The organism is Yoonia sp. 67-2 (assembly GCF_035117555.1).
Classification (GTDB): domain Bacteria; phylum Pseudomonadota; class Alphaproteobacteria; order Rhodobacterales; family Rhodobacteraceae; genus Yoonia.
In genome coordinates this window covers 45,099-63,474 of the sequence record NZ_JAYKPK010000008.1, presented here as the reverse complement: position 1 = coordinate 63,474, position 18,376 = coordinate 45,099, and the positions used below count along the sequence as shown (strand labels likewise).

Here is an 18,376-nt window from a genome sequence, read left to right as displayed (position 1 = left end):
GCTAGCGTGTCGTGATGGGGGAATTGCTGCGTTGCGGCGTGACAGGGCTGCGGAACTGTGTTGCAATTCCTTTACATTCAACCAGCAGGAGGAAGATCATGAGCTTGAGTTCGCATGTACAGGAACTGAAGAAAAAGCACCAAACCCTCTCGGACCATGTGGAAGTGTTGCAGCGCAGTCCGGGCGTTGACGATCTGGAACTTGCGAAATTGAAAAAGAAAAAGCTGCAGATCAAGGAAGAAATCACACGCCTTGCCACGCATTGACGCTGATGTCGGCCTGACGCGCCGCCAGCGATGAACGCAAAGGGCCGCACCAATCGGGTGCGGCCCTTTTGTGTCTGACCTGACGATCAGGACATATATTGCCCGCCATTGGCCGAAATGGTCGATCCGGTGACAAAACCCGCATCATCCGAGGCGAGGAAAACCACCGCGCGCGCGATTTCCGATGCTTCACCCAGACGCCCGACCGGGATCTGCGGCAGAATCACCTCGTTCATCACCTTTTCAGGAATCGTGCTCATCATCTCGGTGTTGATATAGCCCGGCGCGATCACGTTCACCGTAATCCCCGCACGCGCGCCTTCTTGCGCCAGCGCCTTGGTGAAACCAATGTCACCGGCCTTGGCAGCGGCATAATTCGTCTGCGCGAACTGGCCTTTCTGGCCGTTGATCGATGAAATCGTGATGATCCGCCCGAATTTACGCTCGCGCATGCCCGGCCAGACCGGATGGGTCATATTGAACACGCCCGACAAGTTGGTATCAATCACCTCTTTCCACTGCTGCGGTGTCATCTTGTGGAATGGCGCGTCGCGGGTGATGCCCGCATTGTTCACCAAAACCTCGACCGGGCCCAGATCAGCCTCGACCTGCGAAATGCCAGCAGCGCAAGCCTCATAATTGCCGACATCCCATTTATAGGTCTTGATGCCGGTCTCTGCCGTAAAGGCCGCCGCCTTTTCGTCATTGCCCGCATAGGTCGCGGCCACGCGATAGCCTGCATCCTGCAAAGCTGTGGAAATGGCCGCCCCGATCCCGCGCGATCCACCAGTGACAAGTGCTACTCGTCCCATAATCTTCTCCTCCCTTTGGTTAATTTTGGGGGCAGCGCGCGGACGCGCCGCCCGTGGCGTCACATGCGTTCAACGCAAAGCGCGACACCCATCCCGCCGCCGATGCACAGGGTCGCGAGACCCTTTTTCGCACCGCGGCGTTTCATTTCGAACAACAGCGTGTTCAGAATCCGCGCACCAGAGGCGCCGATCGGATGCCCGATGGCAATCGCGCCGCCATTGACGTTCACGATGGCAGGGTCCCAACCCATATCCTTGTTCACGGCACAGGCTTGTGCTGCAAAAGCCTCATTCGCTTCGACCAGATCAAGGTCATTGACCGTCCACCCAGCCTTGGCGAGCGCCTTGCGGCTGGCCATCACCGGCCCGACGCCCATGATGGACGGGTCCAACCCGGCCGTGGCATAGGACACGATCCGCGCCAGCGGTTCGATCCCGCGCTTTTCGGCATTCTCCACCGACATCAGCAAAGTCGCCGCCGCACCATCGTTCAGGCCAGACGCATTCGCCGCCGTGACCGACCCGTCCTTGGTAAAGGCCGGGCGTAGTTTCTGCATCGCTTCAATCGTGGCGCCGTGGCGGATATATTCATCCTGATCGACAATGGTTTCGCCTTTGCGGGATTTCACTGTAAAGGCCATGATCTCATCCGCGAATTTGCCCGCCTTCTGCGCGGCTTCCGCCTTGTTCTGCGAAGCAACAGCGAATTCATCCTGCACGTCGCGGGTAATCTGCCACTGGTCGGCAACATTTTCAGCCGTCTGGCCCATGTGGTAATTGTTGAACGCATCCCACAAACCGTCACGGATCATCGTGTCGATATAGGTCATATCGCCCATCTTCTGACCCGCCCGCAGAAACGCGGCATGCGCGCTGAGCGACATATTTTCCTGACCACCGGCCAGCACGATCTCGGCATCGCCCAATTGGATATGCTGCGCAGCCAAAGCGACAGCGCGCAGACCGGACCCACAGACCTGATTGATCCCCCAAGCAGCAGCTTCAATCGGCAGGCCTGCGTTGATATGCGCTTGCCGTGCCGGGTTCTGACCCTGGGCGGCTGTCAGGACCTGACCCAAAATCGTCTCGCTCACTTCCGATTTGTCGATTCCGGCGCGCGCGACGACTTCGGACAAAACGGCAGCGCCCAGATCATGGGCAGGCGTGGTGGCGAATGCACCGCCAAAACTGCCCACCGCGGTGCGGGCGGCGGATGCGATAACGACATTGGTCATGAATATGTCCCTTCAGGTTTGTTCTGGGAAAATGACCGTCAAACACACGCATGACGTGTGAATTGACCCTATCCTCCCGCTTCGACACCATGCTATTGCGTTGAATCCCAGAGGGCAAATCAAATCCCAGACCATCCCCTCAGAATGTAAATCGTGGCATCCCGAACAGATATCCCTGCAGACAATCCACACCGATACTGCGCAGAAAAGCGGCCTCCTCCTCGGTCTCGACGCCATCGGCGACGGCGAACATTTCAAATTGATGCGCGACGGTCGTCAAAGCCTCTGCCAGCACCTGATTATCGTGGTCTTCATCGATCCCATGCACAAAGCTTTTGTCGATCTTGACCAGATCGAACATGAAATCTTTCAGATGGCGGAACGCTGTCATCCCGGCACCGAACCCGTCGAGGGCGAAAGCAACACCTTTGGGCTGCACTTCTGCCATGAAGCGGATCATCAGATCGGGCAGCATCATGGCCGAGGATTCGCTGACCTCGAAAATCAACCTTTCGCCCAGATCATTGCGGTCACGCAGCCCGTCTTCCAGCAGGCGGCGCCATTCCCCATCGCCCACTGACCGGGCCGACAGGTTGATCGACAGCCGTTGGCCAGGGTTCTGTTTCAACAGCCGCAGCGCAAGCGTCAGGCTGATACAATCGATCTGGCGGCCCAAGGTCGTATCTTCGATCAGTGGCATGAAATGCGCGGCCGGAATGACCCGCCCGGCGTCATCTTTCAGGCGGATCAACCCTTCATGAAAGGCGATCTGCGGGACCGGGTCGGTCGTGACAATCGGGTGAAACGCAAGACTGGTGCGCCCTGCGGCCATCGCGTCGCGCACCAGATCCAGCACATCGGCGTCCCGGCTCGCCAGCGCATAGAGCAGCGGATCCGCGACCGGCACATCATCAAGATCAGATTTAGAAAGCATGTTATTTTGCATTGCGATATCCATCCTTATGCCGGGACTATGCACCGCAAGATGCTAAGAAACGTTTAAAGGACTGCAAGAAAATGCCACGCTGCGACTGGGCCGGACCCGAACAGATCTATATCGATTACCACGACACCGAATGGGGCGTGCCGGAATATGACAGTCGCGCTTTATGGGAAAAGCTGGTGCTCGACGGGTTTCAGGCGGGCCTGTCCTGGATCACGATCCTGAAAAAGCGCGATAATTTCCGCGCGGCCTTTGTCGGGTTTGACCCTGATATCATTGCGGAATGGGGCGAAGATGACGTCCAGCGCTTGCTGGCCGATCCCGGCATCATCCGCCACAGGGGCAAGATCGCCGCGACGATCACCAATGCCCGCGCCTGGCAAAAGATCGAGGCGGATCAGGGCTTTGCGCAATATCTCTGGAACTACGTCGATGGCGTGCCTTTGCGCACGAATCTGGCGGACCGCAGCCAGATGCCAACGCAATCGCCGCTATCGGCGCAAATCTCGAAAGACCTGAAAAAAGCCGGGTTCAAATTCTGCGGCCCCACAATCGTCTATGCGTTCATGGAGGCGACAGGCCTGATCAACAATCACCTGACAACCTGCCCGCGCCACGCCCCCTGCGCGGCCTTGGCACGATCACCAGCGTTTTAGCGCCTGTTCATCCGCATCTTTCGCCGCGACCCAAGACGCACCGTCGCGGGTCACTTCTTTCTTCCAGAACGGCGCGCGGGATTTGAGGTAATCCATCAGGAAATCAGCGGCAGCAAAGGCCTCCGCCCGGTGCCCTGCCGCTGTGGCAACCATCATGATCGGCGCACCGGGGGCGAGCGCGCCATAGCGGTGAATAACCAGCACATCTGCCAGCGCCCAGCGCGCCACGGCCTGATCCACGATCCCGCCGATCGCGCGTTCGGTCATGCCGGGGTAATGTTCGATCAGCATATGATGCAGATCGCCGACCGTGTCGCGGACCACGCCGGTGAAACTGACGACAGCGCCGATATCGTGGCGGCCTTGCGCGAATTCCGCCAGCTCTGCCCCGGTGTCAAAGGCATCGGATTGCACGCGAACCTGCATCAGCCGCCCGTCATCGGGGGGAAAAACGCGACCTCGCGCACCCCGGCCAATGGCGCGTCGAAATCCGCCAGTTCCTGATCCACCGCCACACGCAAGGCGCTGATATCGGCAAAGGCCGCGGCATAGCGGTCTTCGCGCGCGACCAATGCGGCGACAAGACCGGCAACTGTCGTGGCATCGGTCTCCACCACCTCTTGCGGCAGGCCGATCCGTTCGCGGACCCAAGCGAAATACATCACATTCATGCCGTCGGCCCTTTCAGGAAAGGACGCGCTTTCTGGAAATAATCCCAGCCGGTGATCAGGGTCAACAGGGCCGCAATCCACAGCCCGACGATCCCGACCGACCAGGCGATCATGGTCGATGGCGCATCAATCCCCGCGTAATGTTCAAACGCGCCCTTGGCGAAAAGAATCGCAATCGCCACCATCTGCGCGGTGGTTTTCCACTTCGCCAATTGCGTCACCTTCAGCGTACCCGCCGTATCCCCCAGAAATTCGCGCAGGCCGGAGACAAAGACTTCACGGAACATGATCACCGTCGCGGGCAAGAGGATCCAAGGGTCCATCCCCGAAAACCCGGTGATCACCAAAAGCGCAATCACCACCATCGCCTTATCGGCAATCGGGTCCAACATCGTGCCGAGCTTGCTTTCCTGCTTCCAGCGGCGCGCCAGATAGCCGTCCAGAAAATCGGTCAGCGCTGCTGCCACGAACAGGATCAGCGCAAACCAATCCGCCGCAGGCCGCTGGAAATACAAAAACATGATCACCACACCCGGCGCAGCGGCCAGTCGCAGGATCGTCAGGATGTTGGGCAATGTCAGCATGACGTCAACATAAGCTGCCTTTGCCCCGGACACCAGCACCCCCCATCGTCAGAGCATAAATATCCCCGCCGGAGGCATAAAAGTTCTCCTACCCCTGCTCATGAAAGTAATCATAAATCACCTGCGCCATATTCGCCGACACCCCATCAACAGCCTTCAGATCAGCCAGATTGGCCCGCGCCACCGCCTTGGCCGAGCCGAAATGCGCCAAAAGCGCGCGTTTGCGCGTCGCCCCGACGCCCGGCACATCATCAAGCGGAGTTGCGCCGATCGCCTTGGACCGTTTCGCGCGATGCGTGCCGATGGCGAAACGGTGGACCTCATCCCGCATCCGCTGGATGAAATACAGCACCGGATCATTGTGCCGCAACGCCATCACCGGCTTGCCGGTGCGGTGGAATTCCTCTTTGCCCGCATCACGGTCCAGCCCCTTGGCCACACCGACCATCGGGATATCGCTGACGCCCAGTTCATCCATGATCTGGCGCACGGCAGACACCTGCCCTTGCCCGCCGTCGATCAACAGCAGATCGGGCCATGTGCCGAGGTTACGTTCGGGATCTTCCTTGATCAGGCGCTGGAAGCGGCGGGTCAGCACCTCTTTCATCATGCCGAAATCGTCGCCGGGGGTCAGATCGTCCCCCTTTATGTTGAACTTGCGATATTGATTCTTGTCGAACCCATCCGGCCCCGCCACGACCATCGCCCCCACAGCATGGGCGCCCTGAATATGGCTGTTGTCGTAAACCTCGATCCGCTGGGGGATTTTGGGCAGATCAAACGCCTCTGCAAGACCTTTCAGCAGACGACTTTGCGTCGCCGTCTCCGACATCTTGCGCGCCAGACTTTCGCGGGCGTTGCGCAGGGCGTTCTGCACCAGCTCCGCCTTTTCGCCACGCTGGGGAATGACGATCTCGACCTTGCGCCCGGCCTTCTCGGCCAGCGCATCCGCCATCAGATCATCATTGTCCAACCCATGCGACAGGATCAGCATCCGGGGCGGTTCGCGGTTGGCGTAAAACTGGCCAACAAAAGCTTCCATCACCTCGGCCATATCCTCATCGCCGCTGATCCGGGGATAGTAGTCGTGGTTGCCCCAGTTCTGATTGGCGCGGATAAAGAACACCTGCACGCAGGCCTGCCCGCCATCGGTATGCAGCGCGATCACATCCGCCTCTGCCGTGTTCTGCGGGTTGATGCCCTGTGCGGATTGCACCTGCGTCAGCGCCTTGATCCGGTCGCGCAGGGCAGCGGCGCGTTCGAACAGCATATCTTCACTGGCGGCCTGCATCTGCGCGGCAAGTGCTTCCTGAATCCCCTTGGTGCGGCCTTGCAGGAAATTCTCGGCCTCTTTCACCGACAAGGCATAATCATCCTTGCTGATCATCCCGCAACATGGCCCCGAACAGCGTTTGATCTGATATTGCAGACAAGGGCGGCTGCGGGTCTCAAAATCGCTGTCCGTGCAATTGCGCAGCAGGAACACGCGCTGCAATTGGCTTAGCGTGCGATTGACCGCACCGGCACCGGCGAAGGGGCCGTAATAATTCCCCTTCTGCGTTTTCGCGCCGCGATGTTTGCGAATCATCGGGAAATCATGATCGCCGGTCACAAGGATATTGGGGAATGATTTATCATCCCGCAGCAACACATTGTAACGCGGCTTGAGCTGCTTGATCAGGTTCTGTTCCAAGAGCAGCGCCTCTGTCTCTGTCCGTGTGGTCAGAAACATCATCATTGCTGTCTCAGAGATCATCCGCGCGATCCGGGGCGAATGTGGCCCGGGGCGCGCATAATTGCTGACCCGCGCTTTCAGATTGCGCGCCTTGCCGACATAAAGCACGCGGCTGTCGCCATCCAGCATCCGGTAAACACCGGGCGAGCTGTCAAGGCTGCGCAGATAGCCATGGATCACGTCATATCCGGTGGAGGCGGTGTCAGTCATGCGAGGCGGTCTTTGATTCTAGGGTCCCTGCAATGGTAACGCAGTGGGGACAAGAGGAAAGGCATCCACCGTTTGTGTGGATAAGTCGGTGGATGACCTGCGGGTATCAGGAAATTCTCCTTGTTTCAGGCGCACTTCGTCGGTTTGCTTAAAAATTGAGCGGTTTCTTAGATCATTGTTTTTCAACGAAATTTTAATTAATCACATGATAACGTGTTGAAAAATCGGGGCTTTATGACAGTTCCGTGAACTCTAGATGACACGGTGCGTAACTTTTGCGGCAGGCTATTCCACGCCCAGCACATCCGGGGTTTGCCAGGCCAGATGCTGCCCGCCATCTACCGCCAGCATTTGCCCGGTCACGCCCGGCGCATCAAGGAAATATCCCAGCGCCGCGCAGATATCTGCCGGGTGCGCGCCCCGCTGCAAAACCGTCGCTGCGCGCTGGCGGGCGAAATGATCTTCCGATTGCCGCCCGCCCCTCAGGGTCGGACCGGGGCCGATGGCATTGACCCGGATATCGGGGGCCAAAGCCTGCGCCGTTGTCTGTGTCATTGCCCAAAGGCCCATTTTGGCAATCGTATAGGTCATGAATTCCGGCGTCAGTTTCTGCACGCGCTGATCGATCATGTTCAGGATCATCGCCTGCGCCACAGGTTCGCCCATCGCATCCATCTGCGCCTTGGGCGCTTGCGCCGCAAAGGCCTGCGTCAGCAGGAATGGCGCGCGCAGGTTCGACCCGATATGGCGATCCCAACTCGCCTTGGTCGCAGACTGGATCGTGTCATATTCAAAGATCGAGGCGTTATTGACCAAGCACGTCAGCGGCCCACCCAGCGCCCCCACCGCGCGCCCGACCAGCGCCATCGTCGCATCCTCATCCAACAGATCAGCCTGAAGTGCGACCGCCTGCCGCCCCATCGCGCGCAATTGCGTCACCGTCTCCTGCGCGCCCGCCTGTGACCCGGCATAATGCACCGCCACATCATAGCCACGCTGGCCCAGATAGAGCGCCATCGCCTGCCCCAGCCGCGCGCCAGCGCCGGTGACCAGCGCCTTCACGGGCGGCCCTTTTCACAGGCGCAGGGGCCTTTGCCGATACGGAATCTCTGACACTTCGGGCATTTGGCATTGGCAAGGGTCTGCTGCCCTGGAAACCGCCATTTGCCGAACATCCCCAGCACCACGATGAAGGCCAGAAACAGCAGAACCGATTTGATGATCATAGGCCAAACCGCGCGAAAGCAGCGCGTTCTTCGATCCCGGCAATCGTATCACCGACAATCTGCGCACCAAAGCGCGACAGGATAGAGCGCTTCTGCCCATAGCGGCGGAACCGGACCTTGTCGCCAAACCGCGCTTTCATCACCGGCACCAGATGGCCGATGGCGTCCACGAGCCCGACGTCGATGCCTCTCTGGCCGATATAAACCTCACCCGTGAACAGGTCAGGATCATCAGTCAGCTTTGGCCCACGCCGGGATTTGACATAGGCGATGAACGTCGCATGCAAATCTTCCAGCCAGCCTTTCAGCTTGGCGACATCCTCGGGCTTTTCGGGTTTGAACGGGTCCATCAGGCTTTTCGATTTACCAGCGGTATGCACCCGCCGTTCGATACCGACCTTATCAATCGCCTCATGCGCGCCGAACCCGGCGCTGATCACGCCAATCGATCCCGTCAGTGAACAAGGATCAATGAAAATCTCATCCGCTGCACAGGCCAGCCAATAGCCCCCCGATGCTGCGACATCCTCGACAAAGGCAAAGACTGGCACTTTCTTTTCATCGGCCAGCCGCCGGATTTGCGCCGCAATCAGCGACGATTGCACCGGCGACCCGCCCGGGCAGTTGATTTCCAGAGCGACAGCGGCGGGCTTGCCCTTGCTGAACGCCTTGGCGATCACCGGGCCAAGGCTGGGGCTATCTAGGCCACGCCCGGAATTGGCAATCGCGCCTTGCAGGCGGATCACGGCGACAAAGGGGGGCGATTTCACGAAGGGGATGTATTTCATATGATCCTACTTAAACCGTTCAAGCCGCCCCGCAAGACCCCGTCACGTCATTGCCGGATGCGCCAGCCGGTGCGGAAAATCCAGCCGATGAAGCCAAGGCAAAGTGCTGTGAACAGCCCGATCGCCAGCAGCGACACCCCGATACTGACATCCGCCGCACCAAAGAACGACCAGCGGAAGCCAGAGATCAGATAGACCACCGGATTGAACAGCGTGATCGTCTGCCAGACCGGCGGCAGCATGGTGATCGAATAGAACGACCCGCCAAGGAACACCAAAGGCGTGATCACCAGCAAGGGGATCAGCTGCAATTGTTCAAAGTTCCCCGCCCAGATGCCGATGATGAACCCCAGCAGCGAGAAACTGATACAAGTCAGCACCAAAAGCGCAATCATCGCAAAAGGATGCGCGATCTGGATATCGATGAAGAAGAATGCTGTCGCGAGGATGATCAGCCCGATGAACATCGCCTTGGTCGCCGCCGCACCGACATAGCCCGCGACGATTTCCAGAAAACTGACGGGGGCTGACAGCAATTCATAAATCGTGCCGGTGAATTTCGGGAAATAGATCCCGAAACTGGCATTCGCCGTCGCCTGCGTCATCACCGACAGCATGATCAGCCCCGGCACGATGAAAGCGCCGTAACCTACGCCTTCAACCTGATCGATCCGGCTGCCGATGGCGGCACCGAAGACCACGAAATAAAGCGATGTCGACAGCACCGGCGAGATCAGCGATTGCATGATCGTGCGCCAGAACCGGCGCATTTCGTTCACATAGATCGTTTTGACGGCATGCAGGTTCATTGGTCTTCCTTCACCAAGCCGACAAAGATGTCTTCAAGGCTGCTTTGTTGCGTTTGCAGGTCGGTCATCTGCAGCCCGGCCTTTTGCAGATCATTGAGCAGGGTCGTGATCCCGGTACGCGGCCCCTTGGTGTCATAAGTATAGGTCAGGCTGCGACCATCCGGCGCGCGCTGCAATTCGTAACCGGCCAAGGCTGCGGGGATCTCCGCCGCAGGCTCTGCCAGATCGATGCGCAATTGTTTCTGCCCCATCTGCGCCATCAGTTCCGCCTTGTTCTGGATCAGCAGGATTTCCCCGTTGGCGATGATGCCGACACGGTCGGCAATCGCCTCTGCCTCCTCAATATAATGCGTGGTCAGGATGATCGTGACACCGGACGCTTTCAGCTTGGCCACCACATCCCACATATCCTTGCGCAATTCGACATCGACGCCCGCGCTGGGTTCATCGAGGAAAAGCACGCGGGGTTCATGCGCCAGCGCCTTGGCGATCAGCACCCGGCGTTTCATACCGCCGGACAGGGTAATCACCTTGTTGTCGCGCTTATCGGCAAGGGAAAGCTGCGCCAGAATTTCGTCGATCCGCGCATCATCGCGGGGCTTGCCGAACAGGCCACGCGAAAAACTCACCGTGCTGAACACCGTCTCGAACGGTTCAAGGCTGATCTCCTGCGGCACCAGCCCGATCATTGACCGGGTCTCACGAAAATCGTTCTGTGTGTCGAAACCACCCACTGTCACTGTGCCGGATGTCGGCGTGACAATGCCGCAGATCGTGGAAATCAACGTGGTCTTGCCCGCGCCATTGGGGCCCAGCAGGGCCAGAATCTCGCCCTCTTCAATCTCCAGATTGACGGATTTGAGCGCCTCGAACCCGCCGTCATAGGCTTTGCGCAGGTTCTTGACGGATACGATTGCTGTCATCGGGGGGCCTTTGTGTTGGATGGTCACGAGATAAGCTGGGTAAGGCTAAAGTAAAAGGCCCAGCGAAGGTGCGCTGATCAACAAAAGCAATGGCCGGTTTGCACAAGGCTCGGAATGAAAACGGTTCCGCAATCGCCTGCCATTCTGCATATTGCTTGGCAACCCCTTCATTACGGGTAATTTAACATCAGAATTATGAGGATTTTATTATGCTTCGACGTCTTTTATGGGCGCTTGGTTTCAGGATTGGACGAAGGCGCTATCTTCATGTCGCTTCGGCAAACCGGCAGCCTACTAGCGAAGACCTCCGAAAGCGGACCCTTGAAGCGCTTTCGCAGCGCCCGGAACCGACGCTCACGGATGACAAACCGGATCGTCCGTTGCCAGCCTTTCCACAAAGTGGTGAACTAACTGGCAAAGCTTATGTGATTGACGGCGATACGATTGCGATCAAGCGGATCAAAATTCGCATTTTCGGCATTGATGCACCGGAAATTGATCAACCCTTCGGGAAAAAGTCGAAATGGGCAATGATCAACATCTGCAAAGGTCATGTCATCACCGCCAAACTCAATGGTGAGAGATCACATGATCGTCTTGTAGGGAGCTGTTATCTTCCCGACGGCACCGACATCGGTGCAGAGATGGTGCGACGCGGTGAAGCCTTGGACTGGGCACTATTCTCAGATGGCAAATACCGACATCTGGAACCCATTGACGCTCGTCGACGATTGCTAGGGTTGGGCGCCCGCTACCACTGACATCACCCCATGCGTGCGGCCATATCCAGCATCCGGCAGGAAAAGCCCCATTCATTGTCATACCAGCCAAAGACCCGCAGCATCCCGCCAGCGGTGACACGGGTTTCCGGCAAGGCGACGATCAGGCTCTCAGACCGCGCGCGCAGGTCGGATGACACCAGCAATTTGTCCGTATGCCCGATCACCCCGGCCTGGGCGCGCAGCACCTCATGCAGCTGCGCGCGGTCCGGCGTGTCGCGCACCACCACGGCCAGATCAATGGCCGAGACTGACGCGACCGGCACCCGCACCGCGGCCGCCTCGATCTTGCCCGCGATCTGGGGCAACACATCGCCCAGCAGTTTCTGCGCCGATGTCGTCGTCGGCACCATCGACAGGCCCGCAGCCCGGCTGCGCAGGAAATCCCCGCGCGGCGCGTCAATCGTGGGCTGGCTGCCGGTGTAGCAATGGATCGTCGTCATCCAACCGGTGGTCAGACCCCAAGTATCATCAATCAACCGCACCAGCGGCGCCAGCGCATTGGTGGTGCAGGAGGCATTCGACACAATCGCCTGATCCGCCAGCAGGTGATCATTGGCACCCAGCACCAGCGTGATATCCGCCGCAGCCGAGGGGCCAGAGATCAGGACCCGGCCCGCACCCGCCCGCAGCCCGGCCTCTGCCACGGCGCGCGTGTCGGCCTTGCCGGTGCATTCCAGCAGCACATCGACACCGGACAGATCCAGCGTCGCCACATCAGCAGTGCGATGGATCGGGATCGGTTTGCCATTCAGCACCAGCGCATCGCCGTCCAGTTCCGCCTGCCCCGGAAACGGGCCAAAGACGCTGTCATAGGCAAACAAATGCGCGCAAAGATCGCTGGCGGCAAGATCATTGATCCCCACCACCTCCACCCCCGCGCCATAGCCCAGCGCATGGGCGCGCAGCAGGGTGCGTCCGATTCGACCAAAGCCGTTGATAAATATACGTGTCATGGCGGCCCTCAGCGGTTTTGCGCGGATGCTGCATCTTTGCGCAAAACTCTACAAGGCCATGTCGCGCGGCGCGCAGCGCGGCCTTTTCTGCCTTTGTGTTTTTACAGATGCGCAAATCTCACGTTGTGGTAAAATTGCGGAAAATGCGGCCAATTGTTGCGTTTTCACTGTGCCTCTGCCCGCCTTTGCAGGAAGATGGTGCAGAATGAGTCTCGCCGTGTTCCGGCCTGACTTTGATGTGTTGGTAAATGGTATGCGGGGCAGCCGGTCAGCGGGCGGCCATCGCGGTTAATAGTTGGAACAGCGATGCCCAAGCCGCAATTGCACGATCAGACCCACGATGACGCGGGCTTTGTCGATGAGTTGAAGCCCGGCACCACATTGCTGCACGGGCAATATACCATCGCGTGTTTTCTGCATGCCGGTGATTTTGGCATCACCTCTCTGGCGCGCGACACTCTCGACCGGAAGGTCGTGATCACGGCATGTTTCCCCTGGCCATTCTGCCGGCGCAGCCGCCATATCCTGCAGGCCAGATCGCGCGCACATCAGCAAGAGCTGACATTTATCGCCCGCCTGTTCGAGCAAGTGGAGCTGATCCTGCGCGATCTGTTGGCGCAATTGGCTTTATCCATGCGCAGGGCAGGTTGCACCGCGATATCGCAAATCAAACGATTGCGCCGCCACGCGGCGGCGTCCGTTCCGACAGCAGCAAGGGTCCCAGCATGAAGTTTATCCGTGATCTCATCCGCCGAAACCGTGACACGACGCCCACCATCCCGGCAGATGACATGGACCCGCTGGAAAAATCCTATCGTGAAACCATCGGATCGCTGACCGATGAAGCCGCGCTGCGGCAGCGGACAGGCCTACGGTTGACCGACGCGGATGATGGGCAAGGCAAGTCCGGCAGACCGCAGGTGAATATCTGGGATCTCGAACAGGATGACGAGGCCACCGCCCTGCCCGGCTTTGCAAGGTCTGATGGCGAGAGTGCCGATATGCTCAGCGACACGGCGCAATCTGCCCCCGCACAACAGGTCAGGTTTCCCGTGGGCTGGGTCGTCGTGGCCGATGGCCCCGGACGCGGCGAAAGCTTTGCGCTTCTGGCGGGCATGTCGCAGATCGGTCGGGGTGGAGATCAGGCGATCCCGCTTGATTTCGGCGATATCGCCATTTCGCGCAACAACCACGCGGCCATTGTTTACGACCCCGAAAGCCATCTGTTCTGGCTCGGCCAAGGTGGCAAATCCAACATCGTGCGGCTGAATGACAGGCCGGTGATCAGCACCGAACCTTTGAAATCCGGCGATGTGATCCGGATCGGGGAAACCACGCTGTGGTTTGTCGCGCTCTGCGACAGCCGTTTCAACTGGGCCAGCGGCAAAGATGCGGAGGATGATGATGTGGCGATTGCCTGAGCCGCGCGATGACCTTGCCGCCGCGATCAAAAAGCTGAACGACCCTGATCAGGGCAATTGCAGCTTTGGCGTGATCAAGCTGAACCATACCAACCCGGCCCGGCCGACCAAGCCTGCCGACGCCGCTGAAACGCCCGGCATCAAACCCATCGTCGGAGGGGCGTGATGTCGTCACAGGACCGGATGCAGCACGATCTGACACAGACGCTTGCGGCGGGCCTCTTGCCGCCAGAGGCAGAGCTTTGCGCCCAACAATATCTGGACCTGCTGCAAAAACCGCTGCGCATCGCGCTGCTTGGCAGGCCGGGGGCGGGCAAATCGACGATCCTCAACCTGCTGGTCGGCGCGGATATCCTGCCCCCCGATCTGGCCTTGCCGTCGATCGAACTTTGCTTTGCCGACCAGCCGCAGATCATCTGCACGCAGGCCGATGGCAGCAAAGTCACACGGCCCGACGCCGATCTGCACCGGATCACCGACCTTGCCCCGGTCTTTGTCGCGTTGCATCTGCCGCTGCCCGCGCTTGCGAAAATCTCGGTGCTGAAGGTTGCCGCCCCCGACGACCCGACAGCGCTGCACCGCGCCAGCCAATGGGCCGCAAAGCGCAGCGATCTGGTCATCTGGTGCAGCCCGACCTTTGATGCCGCAGAACAAATGGTCTGGGCGCAGATGCCGTACCGGATCAAGGACAATGCGATCTTGCTGTTGACCAGGGCGGATGCCCGCCGCGCACAAGGCCAGCCGGATCAGGCCAATGCCGCATCCGGCGATGATTTCCACAAGATCCTTGCCATCGCCGCTACAGATGCAATCGCGGCCCGTAACCCCGATGGGTCGGTCGATAAACACCGCATGCGCGACAGCGGCGGCACAGCCTTGATCGGGGCGGTGCTGCAACAGATTGCCCGTCGCAGACAGGCAATCCTCGACATGGCCGATCTGCTGCTGGCCCGTCATGTGGCCACCCAGCCCGCAGGGCCGCAGACTGCGATGCAATCCGCGACACGCGCGATCTGCCAGCACGCGCTTGACCAGATCACCGCGTTAGGTGCCCGGCTGGTCACGATGCTGACTGAAAACAACGGCGTAGCCTCTGCCGCAATCATGGGCCTCACGGCAGCCCAGTTGCAGTGGCTGTCCGCTTATCTGAACGACACGGGCGATGACACTGACCCGGCGCTGCACCGGCTGCGCGACATGGCCTTTGACGCCGCCGATCTGGTGCAATTGATGCAGATGGAAAAACGCGGTGATGCGACCGAAGACGCGGTCAGCCTGCTGTTGCAGATCAAACATGATCTTGAGGCTGAACTTGCCACTTAGCCTTATCACGCTTCCGTGATAATGCGCCCGGCAGGAAGAACGTGCAGCGCCTGCTTCACTGTTGTCTGGATGGTAAGTGTTTTAGGTTAGGCGGACATTCTCACCGCGCGACATCAACCGCGTGAGACGACGACAGTGAAGGCGGGGCAAGATGGACAAGGCGGAAGCGAACCAGGCAAACCGGGATGCCCTGCGGCACGCACAGCATGGATTCCTGCGCCATGGTCAGGACGGGCTTGACCTGCTGCACGAAGAAATCGCCGATCTGCAGGCCGTGCTGAACGATATTGCGGGGCTCAGCAGCCAGGACATTGCCAAGAAATCTACAAAACTTATCAGGCAGTTAGAAACGTTTGAACCCAGCGTGACGATGATCGGCCAGATCAAATCCGGCAAGACAACGCTGCTCAATGCGATGGTCGGGCGGCCTGATCTGTTGCCTGCCGATGTCAATCCCTGGACCTCGGTCGTGACCTCTGTGCATCTGAACACCCCCTTGCCCGATGATGCGCCCGCCGCGACATTCCAGTTTTTCAACAAGGATGAATGGGACCATCTGGTCGAAAACGGCGGTCGAATCGGTGAATTATCCGCCCGCGCCGGTGCCGATGAAGAGATGGAAAAAATCCGCATCCAGATCGCCGGCATGCGCGAAAAAACCAAACGCCGCCTTGGTCGCAAGTTCGAACTGCTGCTGGGGCAAAAACACAGCTATGCCGATCTGAACGAAGAGCTGATCCAGCGCTATGTCTGCATGGGCGATGATCTCGGCGATACCGAAGATTCCGATCAGCAGGGCCGCTTCGCCGATATCACCAAATCAGCCGATATCTATCTGGCGACCAAGGCGATCCCGATGCCGTTGTGCCTGCGCGACACGCCCGGTGTGAATGACACGTTCATGATGCGCGAACAGATCACGATCAATGCGCTGCGTGACAGCCGGATCTGCGTTGTCGTGCTCTCGGCGCATCAGGCCTTGTCATCGATGGATATGGGGCTGATCCGCCTGATCTCGAACGTGAAATCGCGCGAGGTGGTGATTTTCGTGAACCGGATCGACGAATTGGCCAATCCCGCCGATCAGGTGCCCGAAATCCGCGCCAGTATCCTGCAGACCTTGATCGACAATAACGGCCCGGAAAACCCCGAGGTGATTTTCGGCAGCGCCTATTGGGCCAATCTGGCCTTGGGCGACAATCTTGACGACATCGTCCCAGACAGTGCCGAGGCGCTGTATATCTGGGCCGAAGCCTCGCTCAGCCCGCAAACCGCCAGGTTGAATACCAAGGAACTGGTCTGGCATCTGTCCGGTCTGCCTAATCTTTACCGCGCAATTTCGGACCGAATCGTCGAAGGGCCGGGGGCGGAACTGCTCGCCGCCGCCCGCAAAAAGGCCCTGAACCTTGTGCGCGGTGTGCAGGCCTCCAGCACAATGGTCTCGATGCGTCTGGACGGCGATAGCGTCACCGTGCTGCCGCATGATCAGGTGATCCGCAGGTTGGATCAGATCGAACACAAGAGCATGACACGTTTGTCCAACCGTCTGGATATCGTGTTTCAGCAATTCAGCGCGCGGATTGATCAATCGCATCAGCGTTTTCTGGACCGCGCCCTTGAATCACTGCTGCAACATCTGGAAACCCGTGGCGAAGATGAAATCTGGCAGTACAGCCCCGATGGGCTGCGGCTGTTGTTGCGGACCAGCTATCAGGTGATGCGGCACAATGTGGTCACGACCTGCGATCAGGTCTTTGCCGCCGCCGCACAGGATCTGGCCGGAACCTATCGCGCCGCACTCGGCGTGGCGGTGGAAAACTTCAAGGTCACGCCCCCTGCCGCGCCCGAAATTCCAGCGCCCGTGACTTTGGGCCAGACGATTGCACTTGATCTGCAAACCTCATGGTGGAAAAGTTGGTGGCAACGGCGCAAGGGATATCGCGCTTTTGCCAGCGCATTCTACGATTTGATCGCTGCGGAAACCGCGCCGATCGTCGCGGAACTGAAAGTCCGGCAAGCAGGCGATATCCGCGCGCTGGCTGAACGGGAATTGCGCGATTTTCTGGAAGAACAGCGCGCGCTCTTGATCGATATCAGCGAAAAATCGACTGTCGATGTGAATGATTTAAAAGATATTTTTGGTATCACCGCACAGCAGGAACGCGCCGAGTTGTTTGATTATATTATTGACGAACTGACGGCGCAGACCCGCTTTTCAGCGTCAGGATCAGATTGATGACAACCGAAGCTCCAGCAACGCAGGTGCCGCGCAAACCACGGATCGCGTTGATGGGCGAATTCAGCGCTGGCAAAAGCACCCTGTCCAACCTGCTGTTGGGCGCACGGCCCCTGCCGGAAAAGGTCACCGCCACAAGGCTGGCCCCGGTCTGGATGTCTTATGGCACTGCCGCCCCGTTTCGCGTCGGTCTGGATGGCACGATGACACCTGTCGCACTGGAGACATTGGCACAAGTGCCGCTGCGTGACACAAGGATGATCCGGCTGTTTTTGGAATCCGACATTCTGGATATCTGTGATCTGATCGATTTTCCGGGCATTTCCGACCCGAATATGCCGTCAATCGTCTGGGAACGCCTGTTGCCAGAGGTGGATGCCGTGATCTGGTGTACCCATGCCACCCAGGCCTGGCGGCAATCCGAAGCCGCCGTCTGGGACACGATGCCCGATGCGGTGCGCGATTTTTCCGTCCTGCTGATCACCCGCTATGACAAGCTGATCAATGACAAGGACCGCCGCCGCGTGTTCCAGCGCGTGCGCCGCGAAACCGACGGGCAGTTCGGCGCGACCTTCCCGATCTCGCTGGTGCAGGCCTTGCAGGCCGGTGACGATCAGGACAAATGGAACGACAGCGGTGCCGGGCCTTTTGTCACCCATCTGGTCACAATGATCGAAAAACTGACACTGGTGATCGCACAGAGCGCGCTGCCGCTTTATAATATCCCCAACGGGACAGAGATTCCCGAACCGCCGCGCGCGCCGGTCATGCCGCGCCGCATGCGTCGTGTGTCATCATGACGT

The 18,376-nt window shown here is 59.0% G+C and carries 22 protein-coding genes; 9 read left to right on the top strand and 13 right to left on the bottom strand.

Annotated features, from left to right (window positions below; translation table 11 throughout):
- Positions 1–98: 98 nt before the first annotated feature.
- Entirely contained in the window at positions 99–266 is a 168-nt protein-coding gene (locus VOY09_RS13465; protein WP_322894524.1) for a DUF465 domain-containing protein, read from the top strand.
- 86 nt (positions 267–352) lie between these two features.
- Here VOY09_RS13465 and phbB read toward each other — a convergent pair whose 3' ends face one another.
- From phbB to VOY09_RS13450, 3 genes are all read right to left on the bottom strand, one after another.
- Entirely contained in the window at positions 353–1,078 is a 726-nt protein-coding gene (gene phbB / locus VOY09_RS13460; RefSeq protein WP_322894525.1) for an acetoacetyl-CoA reductase, read from the bottom strand.
- A 59-nt stretch (positions 1,079–1,137) separates the two neighbouring features.
- On the bottom strand, positions 1,138–2,313 hold the full coding sequence (locus VOY09_RS13455; RefSeq protein WP_322894526.1) for an acetyl-CoA C-acetyltransferase: 1,176 nt from the start codon (positions 2,311–2,313) through the stop codon (positions 1,138–1,140).
- A gap of 139 nt (positions 2,314–2,452) precedes the next feature.
- A complete protein-coding gene (locus tag VOY09_RS13450; RefSeq protein ID WP_322894527.1) occupies positions 2,453–3,247 on the bottom strand; it encodes an EAL domain-containing protein in 795 nt (264 codons plus the stop codon).
- An 83-nt stretch (positions 3,248–3,330) separates the two neighbouring features.
- Between VOY09_RS13450 and VOY09_RS13445 the strand changes: the two genes are divergently transcribed.
- A complete protein-coding gene (locus VOY09_RS13445) occupies positions 3,331–3,912 on the top strand; it encodes a DNA-3-methyladenine glycosylase I (RefSeq protein WP_322894528.1) in 582 nt (193 codons plus the stop codon).
- On the opposite strand, the gene VOY09_RS13440 is transcribed toward VOY09_RS13445, so the two are convergent.
- From VOY09_RS13440 to VOY09_RS13400, 9 genes are all read right to left on the bottom strand, one after another.
- Positions 3,898–4,338, bottom strand: a complete 441-nt coding sequence (locus VOY09_RS13440) for a molybdenum cofactor biosynthesis protein MoaE (RefSeq protein WP_322894529.1) — start codon at positions 4,336–4,338, stop codon at positions 3,898–3,900. The two genes, VOY09_RS13445 and VOY09_RS13440, sit on opposite strands and share 15 nt — an antisense overlap.
- Complete coding sequence (moaD, locus tag VOY09_RS13435) at positions 4,338–4,583, bottom strand: molybdopterin converting factor subunit 1 (RefSeq protein WP_322894530.1); 246 nt, start codon at positions 4,581–4,583, stop codon at positions 4,338–4,340. The genes VOY09_RS13440 and moaD overlap by 1 nt, the downstream gene beginning before the upstream one ends.
- Positions 4,580–5,167, bottom strand: a complete 588-nt coding sequence (pgsA, locus tag VOY09_RS13430) for a CDP-diacylglycerol--glycerol-3-phosphate 3-phosphatidyltransferase (protein ID WP_322894531.1) — start codon at positions 5,165–5,167, stop codon at positions 4,580–4,582. Before pgsA ends, moaD begins: the two co-directional genes overlap by 4 nt.
- Before the next feature lie 88 nt (positions 5,168–5,255).
- Positions 5,256–7,112, bottom strand: coding sequence for an excinuclease ABC subunit UvrC (gene uvrC / locus VOY09_RS13425; RefSeq protein WP_322894532.1), 1,857 nt, complete (start codon positions 7,110–7,112; stop codon positions 5,256–5,258).
- 285 nt (positions 7,113–7,397) lie between these two features.
- A complete protein-coding gene (locus tag VOY09_RS13420; RefSeq protein ID WP_322894533.1) occupies positions 7,398–8,174 on the bottom strand; it encodes an SDR family oxidoreductase in 777 nt (258 codons plus the stop codon).
- A complete protein-coding gene (locus VOY09_RS13415) occupies positions 8,171–8,338 on the bottom strand; it encodes a hypothetical protein (protein WP_322894534.1) in 168 nt (55 codons plus the stop codon). The genes VOY09_RS13420 and VOY09_RS13415 overlap by 4 nt, the downstream gene beginning before the upstream one ends.
- Entirely contained in the window at positions 8,335–9,126 is a 792-nt protein-coding gene (locus tag VOY09_RS13410; RefSeq protein WP_322894535.1) for a S49 family peptidase, read from the bottom strand. Before VOY09_RS13410 ends, VOY09_RS13415 begins: the two co-directional genes overlap by 4 nt.
- Before the next feature lie 47 nt (positions 9,127–9,173).
- On the bottom strand, positions 9,174–9,935 hold the full coding sequence (locus VOY09_RS13405; protein ID WP_322894536.1) for an ABC transporter permease: 762 nt from the start codon (positions 9,933–9,935) through the stop codon (positions 9,174–9,176).
- On the bottom strand, positions 9,932–10,858 hold the full coding sequence (locus VOY09_RS13400) for an ABC transporter ATP-binding protein (protein WP_322894537.1): 927 nt from the start codon (positions 10,856–10,858) through the stop codon (positions 9,932–9,934). The genes VOY09_RS13405 and VOY09_RS13400 overlap by 4 nt, the downstream gene beginning before the upstream one ends.
- A 209-nt stretch (positions 10,859–11,067) precedes the next feature.
- On the opposite strand from VOY09_RS13400, the gene VOY09_RS13395 reads away from it, so the two are divergent.
- Positions 11,068–11,619: a thermonuclease family protein gene (locus tag VOY09_RS13395; protein WP_322894538.1), complete on the top strand. Its 552-nt coding sequence runs from the start codon at positions 11,068–11,070 to the stop codon at positions 11,617–11,619.
- A gap of 2 nt (positions 11,620–11,621) precedes the next feature.
- On the opposite strand, the gene VOY09_RS13390 is transcribed toward VOY09_RS13395, so the two are convergent.
- Complete coding sequence (locus VOY09_RS13390) at positions 11,622–12,593, bottom strand: type I glyceraldehyde-3-phosphate dehydrogenase (RefSeq protein ID WP_322894539.1); 972 nt, start codon at positions 12,591–12,593, stop codon at positions 11,622–11,624.
- A 306-nt stretch (positions 12,594–12,899) separates the two neighbouring features.
- On the opposite strand from VOY09_RS13390, the gene VOY09_RS13385 reads away from it, so the two are divergent.
- From VOY09_RS13385 to VOY09_RS13360, 6 genes are all read left to right on the top strand, one after another.
- On the top strand, positions 12,900–13,322 hold the full coding sequence (locus VOY09_RS13385; RefSeq protein WP_322894540.1) for a hypothetical protein: 423 nt from the start codon (positions 12,900–12,902) through the stop codon (positions 13,320–13,322).
- Positions 13,319–14,014, top strand: coding sequence for an FHA domain-containing protein (locus VOY09_RS13380; RefSeq protein ID WP_322894541.1), 696 nt, complete (start codon positions 13,319–13,321; stop codon positions 14,012–14,014). Before VOY09_RS13385 ends, VOY09_RS13380 begins: the two co-directional genes overlap by 4 nt.
- Entirely contained in the window at positions 13,998–14,180 is a 183-nt protein-coding gene (locus tag VOY09_RS13375) for a hypothetical protein (RefSeq protein ID WP_322894542.1), read from the top strand. The genes VOY09_RS13380 and VOY09_RS13375 overlap by 17 nt, the downstream gene beginning before the upstream one ends.
- Complete coding sequence (locus VOY09_RS13370) at positions 14,180–15,337, top strand: hypothetical protein (RefSeq protein ID WP_322894543.1); 1,158 nt, start codon at positions 14,180–14,182, stop codon at positions 15,335–15,337. Before VOY09_RS13375 ends, VOY09_RS13370 begins: the two co-directional genes overlap by 1 nt.
- 151 nt (positions 15,338–15,488) lie before the next feature.
- Positions 15,489–17,573 carry a dynamin family protein gene (locus tag VOY09_RS13365; protein WP_322894544.1) on the top strand — a complete coding sequence of 695 codons (2,085 nt, stop codon included), beginning with the start codon at positions 15,489–15,491 and terminating at the stop codon, positions 17,571–17,573.
- Positions 17,573–18,373: a hypothetical protein gene (locus tag VOY09_RS13360; protein WP_322894545.1), complete on the top strand. Its 801-nt coding sequence runs from the start codon at positions 17,573–17,575 to the stop codon at positions 18,371–18,373. Before VOY09_RS13365 ends, VOY09_RS13360 begins: the two co-directional genes overlap by 1 nt.
- Positions 18,374–18,376: the final 3 nt, after the last annotated feature.

Excerpts from the sequence above, each read along its gene's own strand:
- VOY09_RS13400 (WP_322894537.1), bottom strand. The coding sequence starts at position 10,858 with ATGACAGCAATCGTATCCGTCAAGAACCTGCGCAAAGCCTATGACGGC.
- phbB (WP_322894525.1), bottom strand. The coding sequence starts at position 1,078 with ATGGGACGAGTAGCACTTGTCACTGGTGGATCGCGCGGGATCGGGGCG.
- VOY09_RS13440 (WP_322894529.1), bottom strand. The coding sequence starts at position 4,338 with ATGCAGGTTCGCGTGCAATCCGATGCCTTTGACACCGGGGCAGAGCTG.
- VOY09_RS13455 (WP_322894526.1), bottom strand. The coding sequence starts at position 2,313 with ATGACCAATGTCGTTATCGCATCCGCCGCCCGCACCGCGGTGGGCAGT.
- VOY09_RS13375 (WP_322894542.1), top strand. The coding sequence starts at position 13,998 with ATGTGGCGATTGCCTGAGCCGCGCGATGACCTTGCCGCCGCGATCAAA.
- VOY09_RS13395 (WP_322894538.1), top strand. The coding sequence starts at position 11,068 with ATGCTTCGACGTCTTTTATGGGCGCTTGGTTTCAGGATTGGACGAAGG.
- VOY09_RS13445 (WP_322894528.1), top strand. The coding sequence starts at position 3,331 with ATGCCACGCTGCGACTGGGCCGGACCCGAACAGATCTATATCGATTAC.
- VOY09_RS13450 (WP_322894527.1), bottom strand. The coding sequence starts at position 3,247 with ATGCTTTCTAAATCTGATCTTGATGATGTGCCGGTCGCGGATCCGCTG.
- VOY09_RS13415 (WP_322894534.1), bottom strand. The coding sequence starts at position 8,338 with ATGATCATCAAATCGGTTCTGCTGTTTCTGGCCTTCATCGTGGTGCTG.
- VOY09_RS13365 (WP_322894544.1), top strand. The coding sequence starts at position 15,489 with ATGGACAAGGCGGAAGCGAACCAGGCAAACCGGGATGCCCTGCGGCAC.
- uvrC (WP_322894532.1), bottom strand. The coding sequence starts at position 7,112 with ATGACTGACACCGCCTCCACCGGATATGACGTGATCCATGGCTATCTG.
- moaD (WP_322894530.1), bottom strand. The coding sequence starts at position 4,583 with ATGAATGTGATGTATTTCGCTTGGGTCCGCGAACGGATCGGCCTGCCG.
- VOY09_RS13405 (WP_322894536.1), bottom strand. The coding sequence starts at position 9,935 with ATGAACCTGCATGCCGTCAAAACGATCTATGTGAACGAAATGCGCCGG.
- VOY09_RS13380 (WP_322894541.1), top strand. The coding sequence starts at position 13,319 with ATGAAGTTTATCCGTGATCTCATCCGCCGAAACCGTGACACGACGCCC.
- VOY09_RS13465 (WP_322894524.1), top strand. The coding sequence starts at position 99 with ATGAGCTTGAGTTCGCATGTACAGGAACTGAAGAAAAAGCACCAAACC.
- VOY09_RS13410 (WP_322894535.1), bottom strand. The coding sequence starts at position 9,126 with ATGAAATACATCCCCTTCGTGAAATCGCCCCCCTTTGTCGCCGTGATC.
- VOY09_RS13360 (WP_322894545.1), top strand. The coding sequence starts at position 17,573 with ATGACAACCGAAGCTCCAGCAACGCAGGTGCCGCGCAAACCACGGATC.
- VOY09_RS13390 (WP_322894539.1), bottom strand. The coding sequence starts at position 12,593 with ATGACACGTATATTTATCAACGGCTTTGGTCGAATCGGACGCACCCTG.
- VOY09_RS13385 (WP_322894540.1), top strand. The coding sequence starts at position 12,900 with ATGCCCAAGCCGCAATTGCACGATCAGACCCACGATGACGCGGGCTTT.
- pgsA (WP_322894531.1), bottom strand. The coding sequence starts at position 5,167 with ATGCTGACATTGCCCAACATCCTGACGATCCTGCGACTGGCCGCTGCG.
- VOY09_RS13370 (WP_322894543.1), top strand. The coding sequence starts at position 14,180 with ATGTCGTCACAGGACCGGATGCAGCACGATCTGACACAGACGCTTGCG.